General features: G+C 67.1%; 25 protein-coding genes. 13 read left to right on the top strand and 12 right to left on the bottom strand.

Annotated features, from left to right (window positions below; all coding sequences use genetic code 11):
• Window positions 1–53 precede the first annotated feature (53 nt).
• Window positions 54–1355, bottom strand: coding sequence for a cytochrome P450 (locus ACGF7Y_RS16665; RefSeq protein ID WP_393234450.1), 1302 nt, complete (start codon window positions 1353–1355; stop codon window positions 54–56).
• A 102-nt stretch (window positions 1356–1457) separates the two neighbouring features.
• On the opposite strand from ACGF7Y_RS16665, the gene ACGF7Y_RS16660 reads away from it, so the two are divergent.
• On the top strand, window positions 1458–2621 hold the full coding sequence (locus ACGF7Y_RS16660; protein ID WP_062968730.1) for a steroid 3-ketoacyl-CoA thiolase: 1164 nt from the start codon (window positions 1458–1460) through the stop codon (window positions 2619–2621).
• A 359-nt stretch (window positions 2622–2980) separates the two neighbouring features.
• Entirely contained in the window at window positions 2981–3397 is a 417-nt protein-coding gene (locus ACGF7Y_RS16655) for a helix-turn-helix domain-containing protein (RefSeq protein ID WP_011207048.1), read from the top strand.
• A gap of 292 nt (window positions 3398–3689) precedes the next feature.
• Here the strand turns inward: ACGF7Y_RS16655 and ACGF7Y_RS16650 are convergent, their stop codons facing one another.
• The 5 genes from ACGF7Y_RS16650 to ACGF7Y_RS16630 form a co-directional block, all read right to left on the bottom strand.
• Window positions 3690–4700: a hypothetical protein gene (locus ACGF7Y_RS16650; protein ID WP_393234444.1), complete on the bottom strand. Its 1011-nt coding sequence runs from the start codon at window positions 4698–4700 to the stop codon at window positions 3690–3692.
• The gene (locus ACGF7Y_RS16645; RefSeq protein WP_393234442.1) at window positions 4697–5212 is read right to left on the bottom strand and encodes an ImmA/IrrE family metallo-endopeptidase; all 516 of its coding nucleotides are present in this window, start codon (window positions 5210–5212) and stop codon (window positions 4697–4699) included. Before ACGF7Y_RS16645 ends, ACGF7Y_RS16650 begins: the two co-directional genes overlap by 4 nt.
• 11 nt (window positions 5213–5223) lie before the next feature.
• Window positions 5224–6462, bottom strand: a complete 1239-nt coding sequence (locus tag ACGF7Y_RS16640; RefSeq protein ID WP_393234439.1) for a hypothetical protein — start codon at window positions 6460–6462, stop codon at window positions 5224–5226.
• Between the two features lie 134 nt (window positions 6463–6596).
• Window positions 6597–7508, bottom strand: a complete 912-nt coding sequence (locus ACGF7Y_RS16635) for an SDR family oxidoreductase (RefSeq protein ID WP_393234437.1) — start codon at window positions 7506–7508, stop codon at window positions 6597–6599.
• Between the two features lie 161 nt (window positions 7509–7669).
• Window positions 7670–8452 carry an SDR family oxidoreductase gene (locus ACGF7Y_RS16630; protein ID WP_393234434.1) on the bottom strand — a complete coding sequence of 261 codons (783 nt, stop codon included), beginning with the start codon at window positions 8450–8452 and terminating at the stop codon, window positions 7670–7672.
• A gap of 62 nt (window positions 8453–8514) precedes the next feature.
• On the opposite strand from ACGF7Y_RS16630, the gene ACGF7Y_RS16625 reads away from it, so the two are divergent.
• From ACGF7Y_RS16625 to ACGF7Y_RS16605, 5 genes are all read left to right on the top strand, one after another.
• A complete protein-coding gene (locus ACGF7Y_RS16625) occupies window positions 8515–9279 on the top strand; it encodes an enoyl-CoA hydratase family protein (protein WP_393234431.1) in 765 nt (254 codons plus the stop codon).
• 12 nt (window positions 9280–9291) lie between these two features.
• Complete coding sequence (locus ACGF7Y_RS16620) at window positions 9292–10167, top strand: CoA transferase subunit A (protein ID WP_393234429.1); 876 nt, start codon at window positions 9292–9294, stop codon at window positions 10165–10167.
• The gene (locus ACGF7Y_RS16615; RefSeq protein WP_393234426.1) at window positions 10167–10925 is read left to right on the top strand and encodes a CoA-transferase subunit beta; all 759 of its coding nucleotides are present in this window, start codon (window positions 10167–10169) and stop codon (window positions 10923–10925) included. Before ACGF7Y_RS16620 ends, ACGF7Y_RS16615 begins: the two co-directional genes overlap by 1 nt.
• Window positions 10922–12016, top strand: a complete 1095-nt coding sequence (locus tag ACGF7Y_RS16610) for an NAD(P)H-dependent flavin oxidoreductase (RefSeq protein ID WP_393234424.1) — start codon at window positions 10922–10924, stop codon at window positions 12014–12016. Before ACGF7Y_RS16615 ends, ACGF7Y_RS16610 begins: the two co-directional genes overlap by 4 nt.
• Window positions 12017–12485: 469 nt before the next feature.
• A complete protein-coding gene (locus tag ACGF7Y_RS16605) occupies window positions 12486–12950 on the top strand; it encodes a YbhB/YbcL family Raf kinase inhibitor-like protein (RefSeq protein WP_393234421.1) in 465 nt (154 codons plus the stop codon).
• A 503-nt stretch (window positions 12951–13453) separates the two neighbouring features.
• Here the strand turns inward: ACGF7Y_RS16605 and ACGF7Y_RS16600 are convergent.
• The 6 genes from ACGF7Y_RS16600 to ACGF7Y_RS16575 form a co-directional block, all read right to left on the bottom strand.
• Window positions 13454–13678, bottom strand: coding sequence for a hypothetical protein (locus ACGF7Y_RS16600; RefSeq protein ID WP_393234418.1), 225 nt, complete (start codon window positions 13676–13678; stop codon window positions 13454–13456).
• Window positions 13654–14568 (bottom strand): hypothetical protein, encoded by a 915-nt coding sequence (locus ACGF7Y_RS16595; RefSeq protein WP_393234416.1) that lies wholly within the window; start codon window positions 14566–14568, stop codon window positions 13654–13656. Before ACGF7Y_RS16595 ends, ACGF7Y_RS16600 begins: the two co-directional genes overlap by 25 nt.
• Before the next feature lie 561 nt (window positions 14569–15129).
• Entirely contained in the window at window positions 15130–15948 is an 819-nt protein-coding gene (locus ACGF7Y_RS16590; RefSeq protein ID WP_393234413.1) for an alpha/beta fold hydrolase, read from the bottom strand.
• A gap of 382 nt (window positions 15949–16330) precedes the next feature.
• Window positions 16331–16522 (bottom strand): DUF397 domain-containing protein, encoded by a 192-nt coding sequence (locus ACGF7Y_RS16585; protein ID WP_393234671.1) that lies wholly within the window; start codon window positions 16520–16522, stop codon window positions 16331–16333.
• Window positions 16523–16577: 55 nt separating this feature from the next.
• The gene (locus ACGF7Y_RS16580) at window positions 16578–16784 is read right to left on the bottom strand and encodes a DUF397 domain-containing protein (RefSeq protein WP_393234411.1); all 207 of its coding nucleotides are present in this window, start codon (window positions 16782–16784) and stop codon (window positions 16578–16580) included.
• Window positions 16781–17662: a helix-turn-helix domain-containing protein gene (locus ACGF7Y_RS16575; RefSeq protein WP_393234408.1), complete on the bottom strand. Its 882-nt coding sequence runs from the start codon at window positions 17660–17662 to the stop codon at window positions 16781–16783. The genes ACGF7Y_RS16580 and ACGF7Y_RS16575 overlap by 4 nt, the downstream gene beginning before the upstream one ends.
• 255 nt (window positions 17663–17917) lie before the next feature.
• Here ACGF7Y_RS16575 and ACGF7Y_RS16570 point away from each other — a divergent pair, with 255 nt between their 5' ends.
• From ACGF7Y_RS16570 to ACGF7Y_RS16545, 6 genes are all read left to right on the top strand, one after another.
• A complete protein-coding gene (locus ACGF7Y_RS16570; RefSeq protein WP_393234405.1) occupies window positions 17918–18502 on the top strand; it encodes a DNA-directed RNA polymerase subunit beta in 585 nt (194 codons plus the stop codon).
• A gap of 77 nt (window positions 18503–18579) precedes the next feature.
• Window positions 18580–18930, top strand: coding sequence for a DUF4254 domain-containing protein (locus ACGF7Y_RS16565; protein ID WP_393234403.1), 351 nt, complete (start codon window positions 18580–18582; stop codon window positions 18928–18930).
• 336 nt (window positions 18931–19266) lie between these two features.
• On the top strand, window positions 19267–19878 hold the full coding sequence (locus ACGF7Y_RS16560; RefSeq protein WP_393234400.1) for a DUF3558 domain-containing protein: 612 nt from the start codon (window positions 19267–19269) through the stop codon (window positions 19876–19878).
• 9 nt (window positions 19879–19887) lie between these two features.
• On the top strand, window positions 19888–20268 hold the full coding sequence (locus ACGF7Y_RS16555) for a hypothetical protein (protein WP_393234398.1): 381 nt from the start codon (window positions 19888–19890) through the stop codon (window positions 20266–20268).
• A complete protein-coding gene (locus ACGF7Y_RS16550; RefSeq protein WP_393234396.1) occupies window positions 20265–21563 on the top strand; it encodes a hypothetical protein in 1299 nt (432 codons plus the stop codon). The genes ACGF7Y_RS16555 and ACGF7Y_RS16550 overlap by 4 nt, the downstream gene beginning before the upstream one ends.
• Window positions 21556–22335, top strand: coding sequence for an ESX secretion-associated protein EspG (locus tag ACGF7Y_RS16545; protein WP_393234393.1), 780 nt, complete (start codon window positions 21556–21558; stop codon window positions 22333–22335). The genes ACGF7Y_RS16550 and ACGF7Y_RS16545 overlap by 8 nt, the downstream gene beginning before the upstream one ends.
• The last annotated feature ends 43 nt before the right edge of the window (window positions 22336–22378 follow it).

Below are 22378 nucleotides of genomic sequence, written 5' to 3'. Positions count from 1 at the left end.
GTCATACGAAAGGGCCCTCGCACCGTGCTGGTGCGAGGGCCCTTTCTCGTGTCTCAGTGCGCGACCGGGCAGGTCTTGTAGTCGACCGGGAACTCCTTGATGCCGTTCAGCCAGCCCGAACGCAGCCGCTTCGCGTCGGCGATCTTGCTGATGTCGGGCAGATGATCGGCGATGGCGTTGAAGATCAGGTCGATCTCCAGCCGGGCGAGGTTCGCCCCGATGCAGAAGTGCGCGCCGGTGCCACCGAAGGCCAGGTGCGGGTTGTCCGTGCGCATGATGTCGAACTTCTCCGGGTGGTCGAAGACGTCCTCGTCGAAGTTGGCCGAGCGGTAGAGCATGACCACCCGCTGGCCCTTCTTGATCTGCACGCCGCCCAGCTCGGTGTCCTCCAGCGCGGTCCGCTGGAACGAGGTGACCGGCGTGGCCCACCGGATGATCTCGTCGGCGGCCGTGGCCGGGCGCTCCTTCTTGAACAGCTCCCACTGGTCCGGGTTCTCCAGGAACGCCATCATGCCGTGCGAGATGGCGTTGCGGGTGGTCTCGTTGCCCGCGACCGCGAGCATGATCACGAAGAAGCCGAACTCCTCCTCGCTCAGCTTGTCACCGTCGACATCGGCCTCGATCAGCGTGGTGACAAGGTCGTCGGCCGGACACTGCTTGCGGGAGGCCGCCATCTGGTAGGCGTAACCCAGGATCTCGGCGGACGCCGCGACCGGGTCGGCGGTGCTCTCCGGGTCGTCGTAGCCGGTCATGTCGTTCGACCAGGTGAAGACCTTCATCCGGTCTTCCTGCGGGACGCCGATCAGCTCGGCGATGGCCTGCAGCGGCAGTTCGCACGCGATCTGGGTGACGAAGTCACCGGAGCCCGCCTCGGCGGCCGCCTTCACGATGGATTCCGCGCGGGCCGACAGCTCCGCGCGCAGGCCGTTGATGGCGCGCGGGGTGAAGCCGCGAGAGATGATCTTGCGCAGCTTGGTGTGCTCGGGCGCGTCCATGTTCAACAGGACGATCCGCTGCAGTTCGATCTGCTCCCGGGCGATGTCGTCGTTGAATCGCGGGATCGCGGTGTTCTCGTAGCTGGAGAACACATCGCTGCGCCGCGAGACCTCCTTGACGTCGGCGTGCTTGCTCACCACCCAGAAGCCGTCGTCGTGGAAGCCGCTGACCTCCGGCGACTGCGGGTTCCACCAGATCGGCGCGGTCCGGCGCAGTTCGGCGAACTCTTGGACCGGAACACGCTCGGCGTAGATGTCCGGGTCCGTAACGTCGAACCCGTCCGGGAGATTCGGCCGGGCATTCCGAGTGTCTACCACCAGATGTCTCCTTCGACAAACTGAAACACGTTCTATAATCATTGAAGCACAGGCGCGAGAATGAGGAAAGAAACCGGACAGATCCGCCCCTGGCAAGTGCTATGAACGCGTTTCAGTTTTCTGTCCCGTAAAGAGAGGTTGGACATGGGCACACCCGTGATCGTCGAGGCCGCACGCACCCCGATCGGCAAGCGCGGCGGCTGGCTGTCAGGGCTGCACGCGGCCGAACTGCTGGGCGCGGCCCAGCGCGGGCTGCTCGAGCGCGCACATCTGGACCCGGCACTGGTCGAACAGGTCATCGGCGGCTGCGTCACCCAGGCCGGCGAGCAGTCCAACAACGTCACCCGGGTCGCCTGGCTGCACGCGGGCCTGCCCTGGCAGGTCGGTGCCACCACGATCGACACCCAGTGCGGATCGGCCCAGCAGGCCAACCATCTGATCGCGGGCCTGATCGCGGCCGACGCCATCGAGATCGGCATGGCCTGCGGCGTGGAGGCGATGAGCCGGGTTCCGCTGGGCGCCAACGTCGGCGAGAACGCCGGGCCGCGCAGGCCCGCCTCGTGGAACATCGACCTGCCCAACCAGTTCGAGGCGGCCGAACGAATCGCCAAGCGGCGCGGTATCACTCGCGCGGATGTGGACGCGTTCGGCGCGCGCTCGCAGCGCCTGGCCGGGCAGGCATGGGCGGAAGGCCGGTTCGATCGCGAGGTGCTCACCGTCACCGCGCCCGCCGTCGACAAGGAAGGCAACCCGACCGGCGAAAAGCTCGATGTGTCGCGAGATCAGGGTCTGCGCGAGACCACCGTCGAGGGCTTGGCGAAGCTGAAGCCGGTGCTGGAGGGCGGCGTGCACACCGCCGGATCGTCCTCGCAGATCTCCGACGGCGCCGCCGCCGTGCTGCTGATGGACGAAAAGGCAGCGCAGCGAGCCGGATTGCGGCCGCGAGCGCGGATCGTCACCCAAGCGGTGGTCGGCGCGGAGCCGGAGTTCCACCTCGACGGCCCGGTGCAGGCGTGCAGCAGGCTGCTGGAGCGGTCCGGCATGAATATCGGCGACATCGACCTTTTCGAGATCAACGAAGCGTTCGCGTCGGTCGCACTTTCGTGGGCCTCTGTACACCAGCCGGACATGGACCGGGTTAATGTCAACGGCGGTGCCATCGCCCTCGGACATCCGGTCGGCTCCACCGGATCGCGTCTCATCACAACGGCTTTGCACGAACTGGAGCGCTCCGATCGCAGTACCGCAATGGTTCTCATGTGTGCCGGTGGCGCACTCGCGACAGGAACGATCATCGAACGTTTGTGACTTCAACCATTTCGCGTGCGTTGGTTGAACGTTCATCCCCCACGGGCGCAAACGTGTCGTACGCCACACAAACCCATGTACCGCCCAGTTCATGAGATGTCAGCTATCTTGCGGCTATCAAGACCCCCTCTCCCGAGACCGCAGCGACGGGCCAGAACCGGTTCGTACCGCGGGTTCTCGAGAGGCCTTGGGGTGACCCGCAAACCCGACCGTCCCAGCCCCTTCGCCGCCATCCGACCTAGAAGCTTCAAGGAAATCCGGAATCAGGCGTAGGTTTTCAGTTACTGAGCCGCTAATATCAATGATACGTATCCGAGATAACGACTGTTAGTACAGCGAAGGGAATTGGGCGGCTCACAATGGCTGATTTCGCGGCGCGGCTGAACAAGCTGTTCGAAACCGTGCATCCCCCGGGGCGTAAGCCGCACACCAACGCGGAGGTTGCGGCGGCGCTGACGGCCTCCGGACATCCGATCTCGAAACCGTACCTGTCGCAGTTGCGGTCGGGACAACGGACGAACCCGTCGGATGAGACGGTGGCCGCCCTGGCGAAGTTCTTCAAAGTCAAGCCGGACTACTTCTTCAACGACATCTATGCCGCCAAGATCGATCACGATCTGGAGCTGCTGTCCCAGCTGCAGGGCTATGGACTGCGACGGCTGTCGAGTAGAGCGTTCGACTTGTCCGAAGAATCACAGAATCTGCTCACGTCTATGGCGGAGAAGTTGCGGGCAAGCGAGGGCTTGCCCGAAATTCCTCCGGATGGCACCGAATAGGTTCTCCTGCACGGCAGCACAGTGCGGCCCCTAGGGGTCGCACTGTGCTGTGTTATGCGCGCGTATGCGGGCACAGCACACAACCGGCGCGCGTCCGTGCCCCGAGAAATTGGGGCACGGACGCGCGTCGGTTAGCGCTGCGCTTCGGATCGGGCGTCGGATAAGTACATTCGGGGGTGGTTCGTCGGCCGCGCTTCGCCCTGAAGGAGATTTCCGATCCAACCGGTCTGTCCGAATAGTCCGATCGGTCGCGCACATTTGCGTCAGATTGATCGGATTCGCGCGAAGTTGATCAATTTCGCGCGGGTGCGGATGCGCTCGCCCGATAGGCCCGTGCTACGGCCTGGACCCACCCGCGGGGACTAATGCCTTCGGGCGGAGCAATCCATCGTGCGTCTACAAGGGTCTCCCCCGCCGGGTCGTGCGCCCACCGCGCCACCCGGGCGGCCCGGTCCGCCACCGAGGAAGGCGGCGACGCCAGTTCCGCCAGCACGAGACCCCCGCCGGACTGTAGATACAACGCGTCGATGATCTGCGCCACCTGGTCGGAAGCTTTGAGCTGCGTGGAGAATCCACTCTGTTCGTGGGCGACCACCTCGGGGAAGCGTCCGACCATGGTCCGGTGCAGCGAGCGGATCCGGCGCAGCAGCACCCGCGCGCGCACCCAGAGTTCCACCACGATCCACACCGCGCCGAGCGCGATGAGCAGGCTCGCGAGTCCCCAGAGCGACCATGCCCAAGAGGGAGTACCGGGCGCGGCCGGGGGCGCGTGCTGTAACGCGCGCCGGACCCGACCCGCCGCGAGCAGTGCGACCACCGCCGTGCCCGCCGTGTAGAACGCGATACCACGACCCAGCGCGGTCCAGTCCAGAGTGCGCAGACCGGTGACGACGACGAACACGCTCCCCGCGGAAACCGTCGACCACCCGAAGGTGTACGACCAGGTCAGCGTGACCATCACCGCGCAAAGACCGACGCCGTAGACGACCAGGGCGACCTGCCGCAGGTTGCGCCGCGACACCACCGGCCAGGCGGCCGAGGCGACCACCGAGGTGGCCGTGGTGAAGGCGATCCAGCTCGCGGTGACGACGCCGTCGGACAGTCGGCCCGCGGGCACGCCGCCCGGGACGAGATTATCCAGCGCGACAGCGATCTCGGGCACCGCGAAGGTCGCGGCGAGCGCGACGGCGGCGACCGCGACGACGATGGCCACCCGGGCCGTGGTCGCGGGCTTGACCAGGACGCGACCCACCCGAGCGCCGGCGGCCATCCAGACCAGCAGAGCAGTCGACCACAGGGTCATCCGAGCGCCTCGTCGAATCGGAGCACCGAGACACCCGCGCCCCGGCTGTTGAACACGCGCAATCGGGTCATCAGCATGGCGGCGAACGTCTCGGCCTCCCATTCGGCGAGCTCGTCGGCGCCGTCGTCGACGATCCGCTGATACGCGCGCCGGCTGAGCATGTAGGCGATCAGGTCGTCGCTCGCCTCCAGCGTCACTTCCGGCGCCGGCACGCCTTCATGGTCGAAGACGATGTGACCCAGTTCGTGCGCGAGGGTGTGCTCGCGGCTCGGCAGTGTCTCGGCGAGCACGATCACGTCGCGGTCGGGATAGCGACGGCGCTGCCCGCAGACTCCGGGACCCAATCGCGCACTGGCGATTTCGATCTCACGACGCCGCTCGCCCGCGATCGCGTGAACGACTTCGTCGAGGGTGGTCGCGTCGAAGTCGGCCGCCACCGCGCACACCGCGTCGACGGCGGCGGCGACTCGGCGGTAGGACCGCAGGTCACCGCGTATGCGGCTCACGCTCATCTGCTGCCCCCTCACGGCCTCGGGAAGAACTGGGCACGGGCGGTGTCGATCCTGGCCTGCGCGGCCGCCGCGCTCCGGAAGCTGATCACGCCGGATCCCGCTCCCGCGAGGCCGAGCGCGATCAGGCCACCGATCACCGGCAGCGGTTCCGTCGCGGGAAGGGCGTCGGTGGAGTTGGTCGGGAGGAGCGCTGGAGTCGCGGGCTGCCGCGCCTGCGGCGGCGCGGGGGCGGCAAGGCCGGGCGCTGGTGCGGAGAAGTCGGGCGCTGGTGCGGCGAGCTGCGGAATCGTCGGCGCGGCCACCGGAATCGGTGAGATTTTCGGTGCGCCGGGCGTAGCTGCCGGAGGAACGGTCACCGGTGGCAGCGCGGGGGCGGGCGGAGCGGTCGCCTGCGGGAGTGGAATCAACAACAGCAGTAGGGGACTCGCGGAACCGGCGGCCGCCGATCCCACGGCGGCGGAACCCGTTGCGGCCGAACCGGTCGCGGCGGATCCGACACCTGCGGAACCGAGGCCTGCCGAACCGACCGCGGCGGAACCGGTGCCGCCGAGGACGGCGGAACCCGCACCCAACGCGGCAGAACCCGTACCCAACACAGCCGAACCGGTACCACCCACAACCGCCGAGCCCGCACCCAACGCGGCAGAACCCGTTGCGGCCGAACCGGTCGCGGCGGAACCGGTGCCCAACGCGGCAGAACCCGTACCCGACACAGCGGAACCGGTGCCACCCACAACCGCCGAGCCCGTACCCAACGCGGCGGAGCCGGTACCGCCCAGCAAGACGGAACCGGCACCCAGTGCGGCCGAACCGGAACCGAGGACCGCGGAGCCGGCCGCGGCCGAGCCGAGGGCCGCCGACCCGGCTCCGAGCACTACGCCGAGACCGGCTGAACCGGAACCGAGGACGAGCGCGAGACCGGCCGAACCGGAACCGAGCACCACCCCGAGACCAGCCGAACCGGAACCCAGCACCGAACCCGACCCGGCGGAACCAGCCGCCGCCGAACCCGCTGCGGCCGAGTCGCTTCCGGCGGTCGGATGGGCCGGAGCCGCGCTGACCTCCGCCTCCTGCCCGGGCACGGTCAGCGAATACCAGGGATCACCGCTGTCATAGGGCGGCGGGACGGGGTCCGCGACGCACGAGGGGCAGGAAGGTTGCGCGGCGGCGACGGCTGGGCTGCCGAGCAGCGCGCAACCCGCGACGGCGCAGGCTGCTGCCAGCGCACGGAATGCGCGACCTCCTGCCATGCGCCGAGCCTTCCCCTCATCAGTCGAAGCGCAGTTCTGTGCCCGGTCGCCACTCTCACACGGGACTTTCCGAACGGATGGGTGCCCATATTAGACCCCGTTCCGTGAACGCGCCCCGGAAGGGGCGAAGCCGATCAGGCCCCGTACACCGGCTCCGGCGGAGTCGCCTTGGCGATCAGATCGGCCACGACGGGGCCGAGTTCGGCCGGATCCCAGCGCGCGCCGCGGTCCACGGCCACCCCGTGCCGCCAGCCGTCGGCCAGCGCCACCTTGCCGCCCTCGACCTCGAACACCCGTCCCGTCACCGCCGCCGACCGGGTGCTGCCCAGCCACACCACCAGCGGAGACACGTTCTCCGGCGCCATCGCGTCGAAGCCGTCCTCCGGTCTGGCCATCATGTCCGCGAACACCGTCTCGGTCATCCTGGTGCGCGCGGACGGGGCGATCGCGTTCACCGTCACGCCGTAGCGCGCGAATTCGGCCGCCGCTGTCAGCGTCAGGCCCGCGATGCCCGCCTTGGCGGCGCCGTAATTGCTCTGCCCCACGCTGCCTTGCAGACCCGCTCCGGAGCTGGTGTTGATGATCCGGCCGTCGACCGGACGGCCCGCCTTGGCCTCCGCGCGCCAGTACTCGATCGCATGCCGCATGGTGGCGAAATGCCCCTTCAAGTGCACGCGCACCACGGCGTCCCACTCGTCCTCGCTCAGGTTGACCAACATCCGGTCGCGCACGAAACCGGCGTTGTTGACCAGCACGTCCAGCCTGCCGAAGGTGTCGACGGCCTGGCGGACGAGATTGCGGGCGCCTTCCCAGTCGGCGACGTCGTCTCCGTTGGCCACGGCCTGGCCGCCGAGCGCCTCGATCTCCGCGACCACCTGAGCGGCGGGCGTTTCCGCGGTGGCCGCGCCGTCCAGCGTCGAACCGATGTCGTTGACCACCACGCGGGCGCCCGCCGCGGCGAAGGCGAGAGCGTGCGCCCGGCCGATGCCCCGGCCCGCGCCGGTGACGATGACGACGCGCCCCGCGCAGATCTGCTCGGTGTCCATACTTTGTCCCTTTCCGATGTGAGCGGGGCCTTTGGTGGTCACGCTCCGCTGCCGCCTCCGGGCGTGACGTTCATGCCCGGTCTCCCTTTCCGATATGAGCGAGGCCTGCCATGATCACGCTCCGCCACCGCGACCGACCGCACTGCTCCCCTCCGGTGTGTTCAGGACTGCTGGTCGGCGGTGGAGGCGGCGAGGAAGGCGGGCCGCTCACCCCCGCCGTGCACCAGCAGAGTCGCGCCGCTGACGTATGCGGCCAGCGGCGAGGCCAGGAACACCGCGCAGCGGCCGACGTCGTCGGGGCGGGCCATGCGGCCCAGCGGGATGGTTCGGCCCACCGCGTCGACACCGTCCTGATCGCCGTAGTGCAGCTGACTCAGTTCGGTGTCCACCGGGCCAACCACCAGCGAGTTCACCCGCACTTTCGGAGCCCACTCGACGGCGAGCGAGCCGGTCAGGCTGTCCATGCCCGCCTTGGCCGCGCCGTAGGCCGCGGTGCCCGGCGACGGACGGTGCCCGCTGACGCTCGACACGTTCACGATCGAGCCGCCCTCGTCCTGCCGCTGCATCACCGCGTTGGCGGCCTGCGCCATCAGCAGCGGAGCGAGCAGGTTCAGCTCGACGATCTTGGTGTGGAAGTTCTTGCTCGCGTCGGCAGCGAGCGCGAAAGGAGCGCCACCGGCGTTGTTGACCAGATGGTCGAGGCGGCCGTGGCGCTCGACGATCCCCTCGACCAGCGCGCGCACCGCGTTCGCGTCCCGCACATCGCAAGGCATGTACTCGATCGCGCGCCCGTCGACTTCGACGGGCGTCTCCGCCGGTCGCCGCGCGCACGCCACGACCGTCGCGCCCGCGGTCAGGAACGCCTTGCTCACGCCCGCGCCGACGCCGCGCACGCCGCCGGTCACCAGAACGACGCGCTCGGCCAGATCGATTTCGAGTGCCACCGTGCTAACCTACCAAGCAACTGCTTGCTTTGCCAATGCGTTCACACACGACGGGAAGTGCCATGGGGATCAACCGCCACTCCGAATCGACCGGCATCAGCCTGGTCACGGTGGACTATCCGCCGGTCAACGCCATCCCTACCGACGGCTGGTTCGCCATCGCCGACGAAGTGCGCGCGGCGGGCCGGGATCCGGACACCAAGGTGGTGGTGCTGCGCGCGGAGAACCGTGGGTTCAACGCGGGCGTAGACATCAAGGAGATCCAGAGCAAGCCGGGCCACCAGGCGCTGATCGACGCCAATCACGGCTGCTTCGAGGCGTTCGCCGCGGTGTACGAGTGCCAGGTGCCGGTGATCGCGGTGGTCCAGGGCTTCTGCCTCGGCGGCGGCATCGGACTGGTGGGCAACGCGGATGTGGTGATCGCCTCCGACGACGCCACCTTCGGGCTTCCCGAGGTCGACCGCGGCGCCCTCGGCGCGGCGACCCACCTCGCACGGCTGGTACCCCAGCACCTGATGCGGGCGCTGTTCTACACCGCGAGCACCATCACCGCACAGCAGTTGCACCACTACGGCTCGGTCTACCAGGTGGTGCCGCGCGCCGAACTCGACGCCGCCGCCTTGGAGCTGGCCAAGAACATCGCGGCCAAGGACGGCCGGGTGATCCGGGCGGCCAAGCGGGCCTTGAACGGCATCGACGTGCAGGACGTGCACCGCAGTTACCGGTACGAGCAGGGATTCACCTTCGAACTCAACCTCGCCGGCGTCGCCGACGAGATCCGCGCCCGGTTCGACGACGATCTCGCGGCGCGCAAGAGCGGGCAGTAGAGAGGAATTTCCATGCGAGACAAGCGGATGTCGCTCGACGAGGTCGTCGGCGAACTGCGCAGCGGGATGACCATCGGCATCGGCGGCTGGGGGTCACGGCGCAAGCCGATGGCGCTGGTGCGAGCCATCCTGCGTTCGGACATCACGGATCTGACCGTGGTCGGTTACGGCGGGCCCGACCTCGGGCTGCTGTGCTCGGCGGGGAAGGTTCGCAAGGCGTACTACGGCTTCGTGTCGCTGGATTCGCCGCCGTTCTACGACCCGTGGTTCGCCAAGGCGCGCACCTCCGGCGCGTTGACCGCCCGCGAGATGGACGAGGGCATGCTCAAGTGCGGGCTGGAGGCGGCCGCGGCGCGACTGCCGTTCCTGCCGATCCGCGCCGGGCTCGGCTCCGATGTGCCGAACTTCTGGGAGGGCGAACTGAAGACGGTCGAATCGCCCTACTCCGTCGACGGCGCGCCCGAGACTCTGATCGCCATGCCAGCGCTGAATCTCGATGCCGCGCTGGTGCACCTGAACCTCGGCGACGCGCATGGCAACGCCGCCTACACCGGCGTCGACCCGTACTTCGACGACCTGTTCTGCCTGGCCGCGCAGCGCCGCTACGTCTCGGTCGAGCGCGTGGTGGAGACCGATGAGCTGGTGAAAACAGTTCCGCTGCAAGCGCTGCTGCTCAACCGCATGATGGTGGACGGCGTGGTCGAGGCGCCGGGTGGCGCGCACTTCACCCTGGCCGGAGACGACTACGGCCGGGACGAGAAGTTCCAGAAGCACTACGTCGAATCCGCGAAGACGCCGGAGGCGTGGCAGCGGTTCGTCGACACCTACCTGGCCGGCTCCGAGGAGCAGTACCAGGCCGCCGTCCGCCGATTCGCCGAGGAGGCGTGATGACCAGCACCGAAACCGTCACCCGCGCCGAGATCTGCGCCGTCGCCTGCGCCGAGATCTTCAGCGGCGCCGGGGAGATCATGGCCAGCCCGATGTCGCCGATGTCGATCATCGGCGCGCGCCTGGCCAAACTCACCACCGAACCGGATCTGCTGCTGTCCGACGGCGAGGCGCTGCTGTTCGCCGACACGCCCCCGCTGGGCGGAAAGGCACCGATCGAAGGCTGGATTCCGTTCCGGAGGGTCTTCGACGTGGTGGCCTCCGGGCGGCGGCACGTGGTGATGGGCGCCAACCAGATCGACCGGTTCGGCAACCAGAACCTCTCGGCGTTCGGCTCGCTCCAGCAGCCGACCCGGCAGATGTTCGGCGTGCGCGGCGCGCCGGGCAACACGATCAACCACGCCACCAGCTACTGGGTCGCGCGGCACACGAATCGCGTCTTCACAGACAGTGTCGACATCGTCTCCGGGGTGGGCTACGACAAGGTCGACGCCGCGAACCCGGCCTACCGCTTCCACCACCTGCACCGCGTGGTGACCAATCTGGGCGTCTTCGATTTCGAGGGCCCCGGCCACACCATGCGCGCCCGCAGCCTGCATCCCGGCGTCACCGCCGACGAGGTCGCCGAGAACACCTCGTTCGAGATCGCCGGTCTCGCCGAGGCGGGCGAGACCCGGCAGCCCAGCGCCGAGGAGCTGCGGCTGATCCGGGAGGTGCTCGACCCCAAGAAGATTCGTGAGACAGAGGTCCCGTCATGAGCCCGCGCCTGCGCACCGCGCTGACCGATCTGGTCGGCATCGAACACCCGATCGTGCAGACCGGCATGGGCTGGGTCGCGGGCCCGAGCCTGGTGTCGGCCACCGCCGAAGCGGGCGGGCTCGGCATCCTCGCCTCCGCCACGATGACCTTCGCCGAGCTCGAGGCGGCCATCGCGAAGACCAAATCGCACACCGCGAAGCCGTTCGGCGTGAACATCCGCGCCGACGCGGCGGACGCGCCCGAGCGGATCGATCTGCTGATCCGAGAGAAGGTCGCGGTCGCGTCGTTCGCGCTCGCGCCCAAGCAAGACCTGATCGCGAAATTGAAAGACGCGGGCGTGGTGGTCATCCCGTCCATCGGCGCGGCCAAGCACGCGGTCAAAGTGGCGTCCTGGGGCGCGGACGCGGTGATCGTGCAGGGCGGAGAGGGCGGCGGGCACACCGGCCCGGTCGCCACCACCCTGCTGCTGCCCTCCGTGCTGGACGCGGTGGACATCCCCGTCGTCGCGGCGGGCGGGTTCTTCGACGGGCGCGGCCTGGCCGCCGCCCTGGCCTATGGCGCGGCGGGTGTCGCGATGGGCACCCGGTTCCTGCTCACCCAGGAGAGCACCGTTCCCGACGCGGTCAAGCAGGAGTACCTGCGGCGACAGCTCCAGGACACGGTGGTGTCACTCAAGGTCGACGGCATGCCGCACCGCGTGCTGAACACCGAATTGGTGCAGCGGCTGGAGCATTCGGGCCGCTGGCGCGGGCTCACCGCCGCCGTGGGCAACGCGGCCCGGTTCAAGAGCATGACCGGCATGAAGTGGTCGACCATGATTCGCGACGGCCTGGCCATGCGAAAGACCAAAGACCTCAGCTGGTCCCAGGTCGTGATGGCCGCGAACACGCCGATGCTGCTGCGCGCCGGATTGGTCGAGGGCAACACCCAGGCGGGCGTGCTCGCCGCGGGTCAGGTCACCGGGATCATCGACGACCTGCCGACGTGCGAGGAGTTGATCGACAGGATCGTCACCGACGCGGTGGGGCGGATCGAGACGATCGCGGCGCTCGCCGGAACGAAACAAGCGGCGGCGACGGGGTCCGACTGATGAATGGCGGCCGCGATGGCGGCCGCCGTCATCTTCTATCGGCATCGGGGCAGAAGTGCCACAACAGCTGACGACCCGCGATCGGCGAGCCGGTCACCGTTCGCGCCCCATCCGCACGGCTCTCGGCGACTCATCTCGAACCGACCAGCCACCGCGGCGCGTGCCTGGACCATCCGAACGGCGGCCGAACCCGCTGTCGGCGATTCATGCTCACGCGGAACGATCGCGCCTCGAGTCCGAGTAAGCCGATTCGGCGCGATGACCATGAAAACTCGCCGGAAGACCACCGATGACGGCATGTTCGCGGCCGAGCCTGGCCGGTCGGACCTCATCGGCTTACGCTGGACTGACAACGACATACCGGGTTCGCCTGGTATCCGCCGCCGTCGCGCGCCGGGCTCGTCCGCACGGACCGGGACAGGCGAATCGCAGGACTCGACTCCCATCCTCGACCCGAGCGGAGGCCGCGATGCCAGCGACGACCGAGATCTCGGTGCGTAGTGCCGCTTTCAACCATGGCGATCCGATCCCGGCGGTCTACACCTGCGAGGGCAGAAACGAGTCGCCCCCGCTGGCCTGGACAGCTCCCCCGCAGGCCGCCGGTCTCGCCCTCATCGTGGACGACCCCGACGCCCCCAGCGGCCTGTTCACCCACTGGGTGGTCAGCAATATCCCACCGGCCACCACGTCCACAGCGGAGGGGCAGACGCCCGCGGGCGGGGTGGTCAGCCTGAACAGCGCCAACCGAGCCGAATACTTCGGCCCGTGCCCACCCGCGGGAACCGGCACCCACCACTACCGCTTCATCGTGTACGCCCTCTCCCACCCCGTGCGGGTCGACTCCCGGACGTCACCGGCCGATGCCAGATCCGCCATCGTCGACGCCAGCATGGGAGACGGCCGACTCATCGGTACCTACGCCGTCGACGGGTAGCAGCCCGAATCCGGTTCCAACACCCATCGGCCGTCGACAACAGCTGACACGGAGCGCGTTCGAACCAGGCCGTGCCAGGCGCTGCTCCGGAACTCGGATTCGGCCGCTTTCCGGCCACTGTCGCCGTAGGTCAGATCGGACGCGGTGGCCAGATCGACATCAGCAGGGGCAGCCAACCGCCCGTCGGGGGGCAACCAGCTGCCCGTGGGCGGCAACCAGTGGAACATGCGCAACTCTCCCGTCTGTCGAACGTCGTGATCAATCCGTCCGCTACTGCGGTGGGCAGGGCGGCTGGGCGGGGCCCCGCGGCTGCGCGGCTTCCGGACCGGCGAGAGAATCCTCGAAGAGAAACTTGTGTGCGCGCTGGGCCGTATCTATGGGCGCGCTGTGAACCGGAGCATCAGATCCGGGTACTCGGCTACGAGTTGTTCACCGCCGTGCGGTGAGCGAACTCGTGCGTCACTTACGGTGGGGCGCCACGCGGTACGCGGGCCGGGCAGCGTTCACAGGCCGAAGGTTTCGCGTGCGCGGTTTTTCCATTCCTCGATGAGTCGGCGTGCTTGCCGGTCGAATTCTTCCCGGTCGGCCGCGGGCCAGGTATCGGGGTCGGTGTCGAGGCCGCGTTCGGTGACGAACCGCATGAAGTGGGTGGAGCTGGCTTTGCCGCGGGCCTCGATGAACTCACGTTCTTCCGGGGTGGGAGTCACAGCTTCTTCATCCCGTGCCATGTCGATCCTTTCATCAGTTCCTCGCCGAGCTTCAGGTTGTCACCGGTGAGCATGACCAGTTCCTGGGGTGAGGGAAATCCCACCGGCGATCCGTCGAATCGTGTGCGCATGTCCTGAAGTAGCGCTGTGTCGGCGGGGCTCAGCGTGCCTATTTCCCCGTCGAGCAGTGAGTCGATCCTGGATCTCATGCTGTTGACGGACTTCGCCAGTTTCCCGGGATCCGGATTCCAGTCGTAGCCGGCCTTGGCCCAGGCGACCGCGCCGTCGAGTGAGTCGTCTTGCCGCAGTCTCGTGGCGGTCAGCTCTATTCTGTCCACGCCCGATCGGCGGAAGTAGTCCTCTGTGGATGCGGCGAAGGCAGTGGAGAATCCTTTGCCGGTGAAGCCTTCGTTCAGTTCGGTGAAATCATGGGTGACTACGAGCCTCCCGTCGTTGTCGCGCGTGAAGCTGTAGAGCAGCGATCCGGCGTCTTCTCCGCCGGGGCCGGAGATCTTCGCGGTGAACCCCACGTTGTCGGGGTGAATGCTTCCGTCCTCGCGTTCCCAAGACCGTTCGTACCAGGCGCCGAGATCCTCGAGGTGATAGGGGCCGTACCTGCGCTGTAATCCTCTCAGCTCCCGGGTCAGGTCGTAGTCGTCGAGATCGCCGCGCCGAGCGCCGTCGAAGAGGTCACCCAGGGGCCGCACATGCGACAGATCGGTGAGCGGTGTCCGCCCGGAGCGTGCGGCGACAGGAGCCGAACCGCCCGCGGCATCGCTCGGTTTTCGGGTGGCCGCGATCCGGTCGTATCCGTCCTGGTCGCTTCTCCGGATGACGCGGTCGGTTTCTCTGACGCCTTCGGCCTTGCCGTGTATCCAGGCATTGTGGCCCTCGGCCTGGCGACGCAGCATTCCGCGCAAATCGTCACGGAGTCGCCTGAACAACTCCCTGACAGCATTGGCCCCCGGACCCCTCACCGGATCAGCGCTCCACTGCCACCCACCGGATCCAGGGCAGCACCATCGAGCCGAAGCGGTTCGAGCACAACGCTGTTCGCCACACCCGAACTGTACAGAAAAGGATGATCACCAATAATCGAACAGTCGAACGTTACGAACATTTTCGAATACGTAGAACTTCGAATTCGGCGTCATCGAGCTCCCGCGTTTCTCGAGCAAGCGGTCGAATCTGCGAAGGATGTAAGCACGGTCGGTGTCGAGGGCGGGGTGGTACCAGGTTTCGGTTTCGTCGAAATCACCCCGCGCCTCGAACAGGTCACCGTGTCGATGGAGCGGCCTCCGGTGAACAGGTCGGACCACTCGACCAGGATGGCGACGAGGCCGCCGCTACATCCCGCGGTTCGTGTGCATCCGACTCGCGTGACGCCTGTCGAAATTGTTGATCGACGGACGGATGGTGGCGGGCTGCGGCTCGACGCCGCCCGGCCGGATCGTGCGCTCGGCAGTCATGGCTCAATGGACCTGCTGAGGATGGGCGGCCGCAGTCTCCCGTACGGCTTCGGCGACGGCTCGGAAGTCCTTGCGCAGGATGTGCGAGTGGTTGCTCGCGACCTTCGCACTCAGCTTCACGTTCGGATTGCGCGCGAGCACCGGATCGAGTGAGGCCCGCACCTGCTCCATCTCCCCGTCCTCGCTCCCGAGGCTGTTGCCCGTGGCCAGGACGAAGCGCACCGGGCAGGTCAGGCGCTCGAGAACCGGCGCGCTGGCGGCGGCCACCTCGTTGGCATCGATGCCGACCTCGGCGTGCTGGGCCGCGGTCATCCGCGCGGCCAAGCCGAACGGGCGCGCCAGCGGCAGCACGAACCGCATCTTGTGGAATAGCTTCCGGATCCGCTCCCGGCCCTCCTCTCCGGTCAAGCCGTATGGCGCGGAGTCCACGGTCACCACACCCAGGACGCGATCCGGGTTCCGGTCGGCCCAGTGCCACGCGAGGATCCCGCCGTAGGACCAGCCCACGAGCAGCGGCCGGTCCACGCCCCGCGCCGCGAGCACGGCATCGACATCCCGCAAGGACGCCTCGAAGGAGTAATCCGCCGACCGCTTCGACTTGCCGCGAGCCCGCTCGTCGAAGGTGATGTGGCGGTAGCCGCTGCCGAGTTCGGCGATCACGGGCCGCCAGGGCCGCTGGCTGGCATAGGCGCCGTTCAGATAGACGATGGGACGGCCAGGGCCGCCGGTGTCGGTCACGGCGAGGGCGGTGTCGTCCACCGGCACCATGCCGGTCCAGGTCGAGTCGTTCGCTGTGCTGCTGATGTTGGCTGCGCTGTTCATGTGAATACTGTCGCCAGACCAGCTGATACCGGACTGATACCGACCTGACACGACCACTGACACGGTGTTCGGCCTGGTCGCAGCACATAAAGCGGCACCAGATGGGCATTGGAACGCACTGCACACGCGAGCGAAGAGCCGCGGCACCCACCGCCGGAACGCGCGTAAGAACTCGGTACTTCGCCGTGAGCGGCCCGCAAACGGCAGACATCGACGGATCACATGCCGGAGGGGACGAGGGGCCTACATGCGCGACCCCAACGGACACGGCTAGGAGTTGTCAACTGCCGCGCCCGCAGGGGCCGATGCCCCAGAACCGCCCGGATTCTGAGGCATCGCTCCGCTGACCGAAGTCCGTCCAGGTCTATCCGTTCAAGCTTTGCTATGAAGCGAACTCCCCAGACCGGGCCGCCGCAGTGAAGGCATCCCACTCGTTGGTCGCGAAGACGAGCGCGGGTCCGCTCGGATTTGTGGAGTCCCGCAGGCCGATTCGGCGTCTGACCAGGAAAGCGACTTCGACGCCATCAGAATGAGTGGCGCTGTGCCTGCTCTTGAACCACCGGGCCTCGACCATCTCCGCTGTCACACTCGCCCCCTCTTCGTTCGGTTCGCTGATAGGAAAGCGACGCCTAGTGTCGGTCAGTCTCACCAGAGACGAAGCTCTCGGTGAACGAGTCCCACACGCGAGGCGGGAACACAAGCGCCGGACCGGCTGTGTTCTTCGAATCCCTCACCCCGACGAGACCGTCTGCTAGGAAGGCGACCTCGACACAATCCGCTTGAGTCGCACTGTGGCTGCTCTTGAACCAATCGGCCTTTGATAGGTCAGCGGTCATGCCTGTAACTCCTTCGCCACCTGCCGGAGCAGGCTTCTACTAGAAGCCTCGTCCAACGAGGCCCGCCGGAGACAATCGTGCACTCGATCGTACCGCCGAATGTCTTGCGGCTTTTCGAGATACATGCAACCGGTGAAGTTCTCCAAGTACACGACCGGAGGTTCCACCGACCTGCCATCGGTAGCGTCCCCGAACTCGAGGATCGCGTATTGCCCTACGGGATGACCTATCGGCGCACCCGCGCCGAACGGCAGCACTCGTATGGTCACGTTCAGCATCTTTCCGATCTCGGCGAGGTAGTGAAGCTGCGCCGCCATAACACGGTGGTCCCCGACTGTGCTTCGAAGAGCGCACTCATGCAGCAGGACCTCCAGCACAATCGGCCGCCGTTTCCTGGTGACGATCGTCTGGCGTTTCATCCGCAGTTCCACGCGTCGCCTCAGCTCGGCGCCACTTTCTTCTGGCGTACCAGCCTGAATCAGCGCAGCGGCGTAGTCAGCTGTCTGAAGCAGACCCGGCACCAGGGAGGGCTGGTAGGTGGTCAACTTTTGTGCTGCCGTCTCCAGTCCGACATAGACATCAAAGGTTGCGGGAATCAGATTGCCGTATTCGTGCCACCAGTTCGGCTCCGCACTCTGCCGCAATAGCCCGATCATCGCTGCGGCTATCTCTTCAGACAAGCCGAGCACCTCGCAAATCGCCTGCAAGTCGCGCACTTTCAGCCGCGTCGGCTGGCCGGTTTCGAGTCGTTGCAGTCCAGACGAACTCAGATCTGTTAGATCCGCCATTCGTTCGAGCGACATGTCCAGCTCCGTCCGCGCCTCCCGTAGATAACGCCCCAGCTGGCGCCTCGGCAGGGTCGAGCCGGTATCGGTCACAGTGGTCCCCTTCCTCATGCGAATTCGACCCGTACCGGGTGACGACTACGACCCGGCACGGGATTTGCTCTGGACCTTCGGCCGAGTTCGGCTGGGAAACCCAGACTTCGAACTCCGCGCAGGTCAAAGGTGTTTTGCTGACTTCGCGCCCAGCAGGGGGCCACCCCGATCTCCCACCACGCCCCCGCCCCTGGGTTCTGCCGACTTCCAGGGCTGGGCGCACCCTAGCTCACCGACTCGCGCAGAGGTCTGGAAATGAACCAATCGGAGTTCGGGGACACGCCTGTGTCCCGCTGCCGGTATTACCGGCAGGTGTGCGGCCTGCCCGCGATCGTCGACCCACCCGAGTTGGGCCGCATCGTGATTCGGGCCGGAATCGTCCGGGCGCTGATGATGCCCGCCCACCTGGGGCAACTCGTGAAGATCTACCTACAGCGCCGTGGGCACGATATCGGCCCGATCGTGCCCCACCCGCGTTCACAACGGTGGAGCTACTTGGTGCGTCCCGATCTGCCGAACGACGACAGCCTGTTCGCGGAGATGTTCCGCCTCGACGTCTCGATAGTGCGCGCGGGCGGTGAAATCGCGCTCCCTTCCCCCACCGACCGATGTGCCCTGTTCCGCCATTGGATCGAACCTCCGCGCTCCGCGTACCGTCCGTCCGGCCAGTTGGTCCTGGCGTCGATCCGGCACCTGACACTCGGAGCGTCCACTCGACACCCGACGCAACCGGAGCACGGTGCCGAACGGCGAATCCGGAAAGGGGCTGAGCGCGTGACCTTCCCGCTTCGCCATATCGCCCATCCGCAGATGGACCGGCCCTCCCTCGGCGGTGCGTGATGACACCGGGACCTTTACCCCCCAAACACCGCCTGTTGGCCGCTTGTCGCGGCGACGCTCGAGACGACCATCCCCTCTTGACCGCAGCTCGAGACCTCACCGCCCTACACGAAAGCCGTCTCTCCGCCGGACTGGCGCAAGCCGAGTCGATCGATCAATGCCGCGCCCGCCTGATCCGCGACATCGACCGCTGGGTCACTGCCCAGCTACGACCATCTCTCGGCGCGGCACGCGTCCACACCGAGACGGTCGGCTCGGTGGTAGACCGCCTCGCCGAGTACACCGCACTCGCCTACGCGGCGTTGGCAAGCAGCTCGAATCGGGTCCTCGGCGACGCATGGGAACGTCTGGCGGAACTGGCGGTCGGCTACGAAGACTTGAAGGACGAAGTGGGAACGGGACAACGCCGCCTGCCGGGCGGGCCGTAGCGCGGTACGGCTCCCAGCGGGTCGGCGGAGGCTGGCCACAAACCACCGAACTCACGCCGAGCCGTATCGGGGGAACTCGCCTATCGCGCAGGTTGGAGCTGATGCCGCCTGCGGCGGTGCCCGCACCGAAGAAGGCCAGTGCCCGCCCGAGCCGTAGACGGCACTGAGGGCGTGAGGCGCTCACCGTTGCACCCGATCGTGGCTGGTGAGGTGTATTGCACAACTTCACAACTGCGATGGCGTGAATCAGCACCGACCTGGTTGCACCCGTGGGGACCGGCCAGTAGCGTCGATCCCAGCTTGCAGGGGGCGGATAAGCCGGTCCGGCCCCCGTCGATGCGTTACGGCACCGGCGGTGAGGAACCGATGACGAGCTGGGGGAAGTTCCTGCGTGGTGCCGCGCTCGTGCTCGGCGCCACTCTTGTTGCCGCGGGATGCAATGACGCCACGGACACACCCACGCCAACGACAACCACCCCCGTGGCCGCCGCCTCGACGTCGACGTCAAAGTCCGGTGACCCCGACGCGGCTCTGTGGGATCCATGCACGTTGCCTGAATCAGCTATTTCTGGCACGGGTCTCAATCAGGCGACCAGGGAGAAAGATGTCGCCGGAGTGGACTTCACCGGGTGGAAGGTTTGTGGCTGGCAGGCGGCTGCACGTTGGTATGACCTCGGTGTACTGTCCGGAGCCTTCGCCCTGGACGAAGTTCGTCAACGTCAGGACAAGGAATCGTTTACCCCCTTGACGGTGGGCTCGCACCGCGCCCTGCAATACCTGGACGTCGGTGACAGCAGGCGGCTCAAATGTAGTGTCGCGGTCGAAAATGCGTACGGCACAGTGATTTTCAAGGTTACGACGCGCTATTCGATCGGAAAGCAAGGTGAGCCTTGCCAGGAGGCTGGTCGTCATGCCGACGACCTGGTGCGGTACCTGCCCGCGAACTGAGGAGGGGCGATGGCCATAGGTGTCGATCCGGCGGAATGGCGCGGACTGCTGGACCAGGCGAATGCGGGCGAGTTGATGCTGCATCCTGATGTCGGCAGAGGTCTGGATACGGCGTGTGATAACTACCTCGACCGCCTCGACGGCATCATGCGGATGGCCGACCGGCTCATCGATGTCACCGGGTTCGGCCCGTTCCCGTCCGGGGTCGCGCTACAAGAGAAGTTCAGGCTGAAGTCGAGCGGTACGGAGCAATCCCTGGACGCCGTCCTCATGCAGCACATCGACGCGGTGAAGATCGCGAAAGAGGTTGTGGCCAAGGCTATTGCGAACTTCGTCGAGCTGGATCAGTCCAGGGCCGACCAGTTCACCGGTCTGGATACCCAACCATGACCTACGACGAGTACCGGAACCGGATCATCGCCGCGCAGGAGCAGTGGAATCGGGAGCGCGACACGATCTACGACTTCACCAGCCGGTTGGGCACGTCGTTTCAGGGGGAATACGAGCCGCCGCGGATTCCCGGGCCGGACAACTACGACAGTATGACGTTGGCGCAGATGGTCGATGCCGTGAACGCGATGCGGCCGGGGACGGTGCGGGAAGCGTCCGAGGCGTGGCTGAACATCGGGATGAACCTGACCGGGGCGATTCAGGCGTTCAACGAGCAGTTCGTCCGCACCGTGACCGGTGACGGCACGAATCCGGGGTGGACGGGGCAATCCGGTAAGGCGGCGGCCGAGGCGGTCACGAATTACCGGAACCAGTCGGGGAATCTGGCCGATGCCGCTTGTCTGGTGAGTTTCAAGCTGTCGGAGATGCATACCGGTCTCGAGCAGACGCAGGCGTTGATGCCGCAGGCCACCGAACGCCCTGACCTGATGGGTAAGACGTTGCCGCAGGACGGCGTCATGAAGGCGGGTGATTACACCGAGGAGGAGGCAACGCAGGAAGCGCGGCGGATCCTTCGCACGGTGTACGGGCAGGTCGCCACTCAAACCGACCACGGCGTACCTGTCCTGCCGACCGCTCCGCGGATCGTGGCGGATAGCGGGCAGCCGGGTCCGTCGTCACCTGGTACCTCGAATTCCGCCGCGCCACAGGTGACTTCCGACTCGGGCGATCCCGCAGGCGCGGAACCGGAATCCACCGAACCGTCCGACGGCGACCCGCGGGAATCGCCCCGGACCGACCCCGCAGCCACCACACCCCAGTCGGTCACCCCGGCGGGGGTGAACCAGCCGACCAGCGTGCAACCGACCACCTCGACCACCCCGTCGACGACGCCGAGCAGCACCACCTCACCGAGCCCGAACATCACTACCGCCGCACCGGGTCGACCCGATACCACGAGCCCGAGCACTCCCCGGCGATCCGGCAGCCCGAGCAGTCCCGGTACGCCGAATTCCACCGCCACGCCGGTGCCGGGCCGCAACGTTCCCGCCGGTCCGCAGCAGCCGAACGCCCTTCCGGCCGCCACGGCAACCGGCAGCCAGGCGGCTCGATCCGGCCCGGCCGGCACGACCGGCATGGCCCCCGGAATGGGGGCTCGCGGCAAGGACGACGATCGGGAGACCTCCGGCGTCAAGGACTACCTGATCAACCAGCACAACGGCGAGGAACTCACCGGTCTGGACGCCTTGCCGAAGTCCGTCCCTCCGGTCATCGGAGACAACCCGAATGGCTGACTGGCGCTTCACCGGGCAGGAATTCGAAATCCTCTGGGCAGCCTACGGTCGCGACCGCCTGCCCTACCCGCTGCAATACCGGCCGGAGGAGATGGATTTCGCCGACCTGAAGCGTCAGCGCGAGGCAGCGGTGGACGCGCTACTCGGGCGATACGCCGTCGAACTGGAACGGGCGCTCGATGTATTGCTGGAACCGGAGGCGCGCGTCGAGTCCAAAGGGATGGGCGGCCCGGACATGTCGATCGTCTTCCGTTTCCACGGGGCCGTACGCGGGCAGATCGGCGCCACCCTGGTCCAGCTTCCCGGTACCGCGCCGGACACCGGCGGTGACGTGATCGTGAGTTCGTGCGCCGCGCAACGAGTGGCCGCGAAAGCGGTCGCCGCGCTGCCCAAGATGCCTGCGGGCACACATCCGCCGATCGAAGCGCGGCGGGAAGAAGTGAGCGCCGACCGGGATCGGCCGGTGCGCAAGCCGTATGAGGTCGGCGTCGTCGCACAACTGGACCGAATCTTCAAACGCGAACGCCTCGGCCTCGGTGAGATCACGGTGCTCGCCGGTCCGGCCGTCGATGCGCGCCCGAGCTTCGGACGCGGCTTCTGGTGGATGGATTACGCGGACGGCCGCTACTACGTCAAGACCGGCGACCCCATCGTCGCCAAACCGCTGGAACCTTCCGCGATGGCGGCCGAGATCAACCGGCTCACCGCTCTGACCCAGCGTTACTACCGCGAAGATCGCGAACACGACGAATACCTGCGGTCGCAGCGATAGCGGACCATCCGAGCATTCCGGGACTACGTCACAGCGGGATGTC

The sequence above is a fragment of the Nocardia sp. NPDC047654 genome, assembly GCF_043205035.1.
In the GTDB taxonomy this organism is placed as follows: Bacteria; Actinomycetota; Actinomycetes; order Mycobacteriales; family Mycobacteriaceae; genus Nocardia.
The sequence above is the reverse complement of the archived record's forward strand: the minus strand, read 5'-3'. Positions and strand labels throughout refer to the sequence as shown.

Bases quoted from the DNA above. Each gene is read 5' to 3' on its own strand.
- ACGF7Y_RS16590 (WP_393234413.1), bottom strand. From the start codon at position 15,948: ATGAACAGCGCAGCCAACATCAGCAGCACAGCGAACGACTCGACCTGG.
- ACGF7Y_RS16655 (WP_011207048.1), top strand. From the start codon at position 2,981: ATGGCTGATTTCGCGGCGCGGCTGAACAAGCTGTTCGAAACCGTGCAT.
- ACGF7Y_RS16660 (WP_062968730.1), top strand. From the start codon at position 1,458: ATGGGCACACCCGTGATCGTCGAGGCCGCACGCACCCCGATCGGCAAG.
- ACGF7Y_RS16615 (WP_393234426.1), top strand. From the start codon at position 10,167: ATGACCAGCACCGAAACCGTCACCCGCGCCGAGATCTGCGCCGTCGCC.
- ACGF7Y_RS16560 (WP_393234400.1), top strand. From the start codon at position 19,267: ATGCGTTACGGCACCGGCGGTGAGGAACCGATGACGAGCTGGGGGAAG.
- ACGF7Y_RS16650 (WP_393234444.1), bottom strand. From the start codon at position 4,700: ATGACCCTGTGGTCGACTGCTCTGCTGGTCTGGATGGCCGCCGGCGCT.
- ACGF7Y_RS16580 (WP_393234411.1), bottom strand. From the start codon at position 16,784: ATGACCGCTGACCTATCAAAGGCCGATTGGTTCAAGAGCAGCCACAGT.
- ACGF7Y_RS16595 (WP_393234416.1), bottom strand. From the start codon at position 14,568: ATGCTGCGTCGCCAGGCCGAGGGCCACAATGCCTGGATACACGGCAAG.
- ACGF7Y_RS16610 (WP_393234424.1), top strand. From the start codon at position 10,922: ATGAGCCCGCGCCTGCGCACCGCGCTGACCGATCTGGTCGGCATCGAA.
- ACGF7Y_RS16620 (WP_393234429.1), top strand. From the start codon at position 9,292: ATGCGAGACAAGCGGATGTCGCTCGACGAGGTCGTCGGCGAACTGCGC.
- ACGF7Y_RS16570 (WP_393234405.1), top strand. From the start codon at position 17,918: ATGAACCAATCGGAGTTCGGGGACACGCCTGTGTCCCGCTGCCGGTAT.
- ACGF7Y_RS16600 (WP_393234418.1), bottom strand. From the start codon at position 13,678: ATGGCACGGGATGAAGAAGCTGTGACTCCCACCCCGGAAGAACGTGAG.
- ACGF7Y_RS16665 (WP_393234450.1), bottom strand. From the start codon at position 1,355: ATGATTATAGAACGTGTTTCAGTTTGTCGAAGGAGACATCTGGTGGTA.
- ACGF7Y_RS16555 (WP_393234398.1), top strand. From the start codon at position 19,888: ATGGCCATAGGTGTCGATCCGGCGGAATGGCGCGGACTGCTGGACCAG.
- ACGF7Y_RS16605 (WP_393234421.1), top strand. From the start codon at position 12,486: ATGCCAGCGACGACCGAGATCTCGGTGCGTAGTGCCGCTTTCAACCAT.
- ACGF7Y_RS16585 (WP_393234671.1), bottom strand. From the start codon at position 16,522: ATGGTCGAGGCCCGGTGGTTCAAGAGCAGGCACAGCGCCACTCATTCT.
- ACGF7Y_RS16550 (WP_393234396.1), top strand. From the start codon at position 20,265: ATGACCTACGACGAGTACCGGAACCGGATCATCGCCGCGCAGGAGCAG.
- ACGF7Y_RS16545 (WP_393234393.1), top strand. From the start codon at position 21,556: ATGGCTGACTGGCGCTTCACCGGGCAGGAATTCGAAATCCTCTGGGCA.
- ACGF7Y_RS16635 (WP_393234437.1), bottom strand. From the start codon at position 7,508: ATGGACACCGAGCAGATCTGCGCGGGGCGCGTCGTCATCGTCACCGGC.
- ACGF7Y_RS16640 (WP_393234439.1), bottom strand. From the start codon at position 6,462: ATGGCAGGAGGTCGCGCATTCCGTGCGCTGGCAGCAGCCTGCGCCGTC.
- ACGF7Y_RS16645 (WP_393234442.1), bottom strand. From the start codon at position 5,212: ATGAGCGTGAGCCGCATACGCGGTGACCTGCGGTCCTACCGCCGAGTC.
- ACGF7Y_RS16625 (WP_393234431.1), top strand. From the start codon at position 8,515: ATGGGGATCAACCGCCACTCCGAATCGACCGGCATCAGCCTGGTCACG.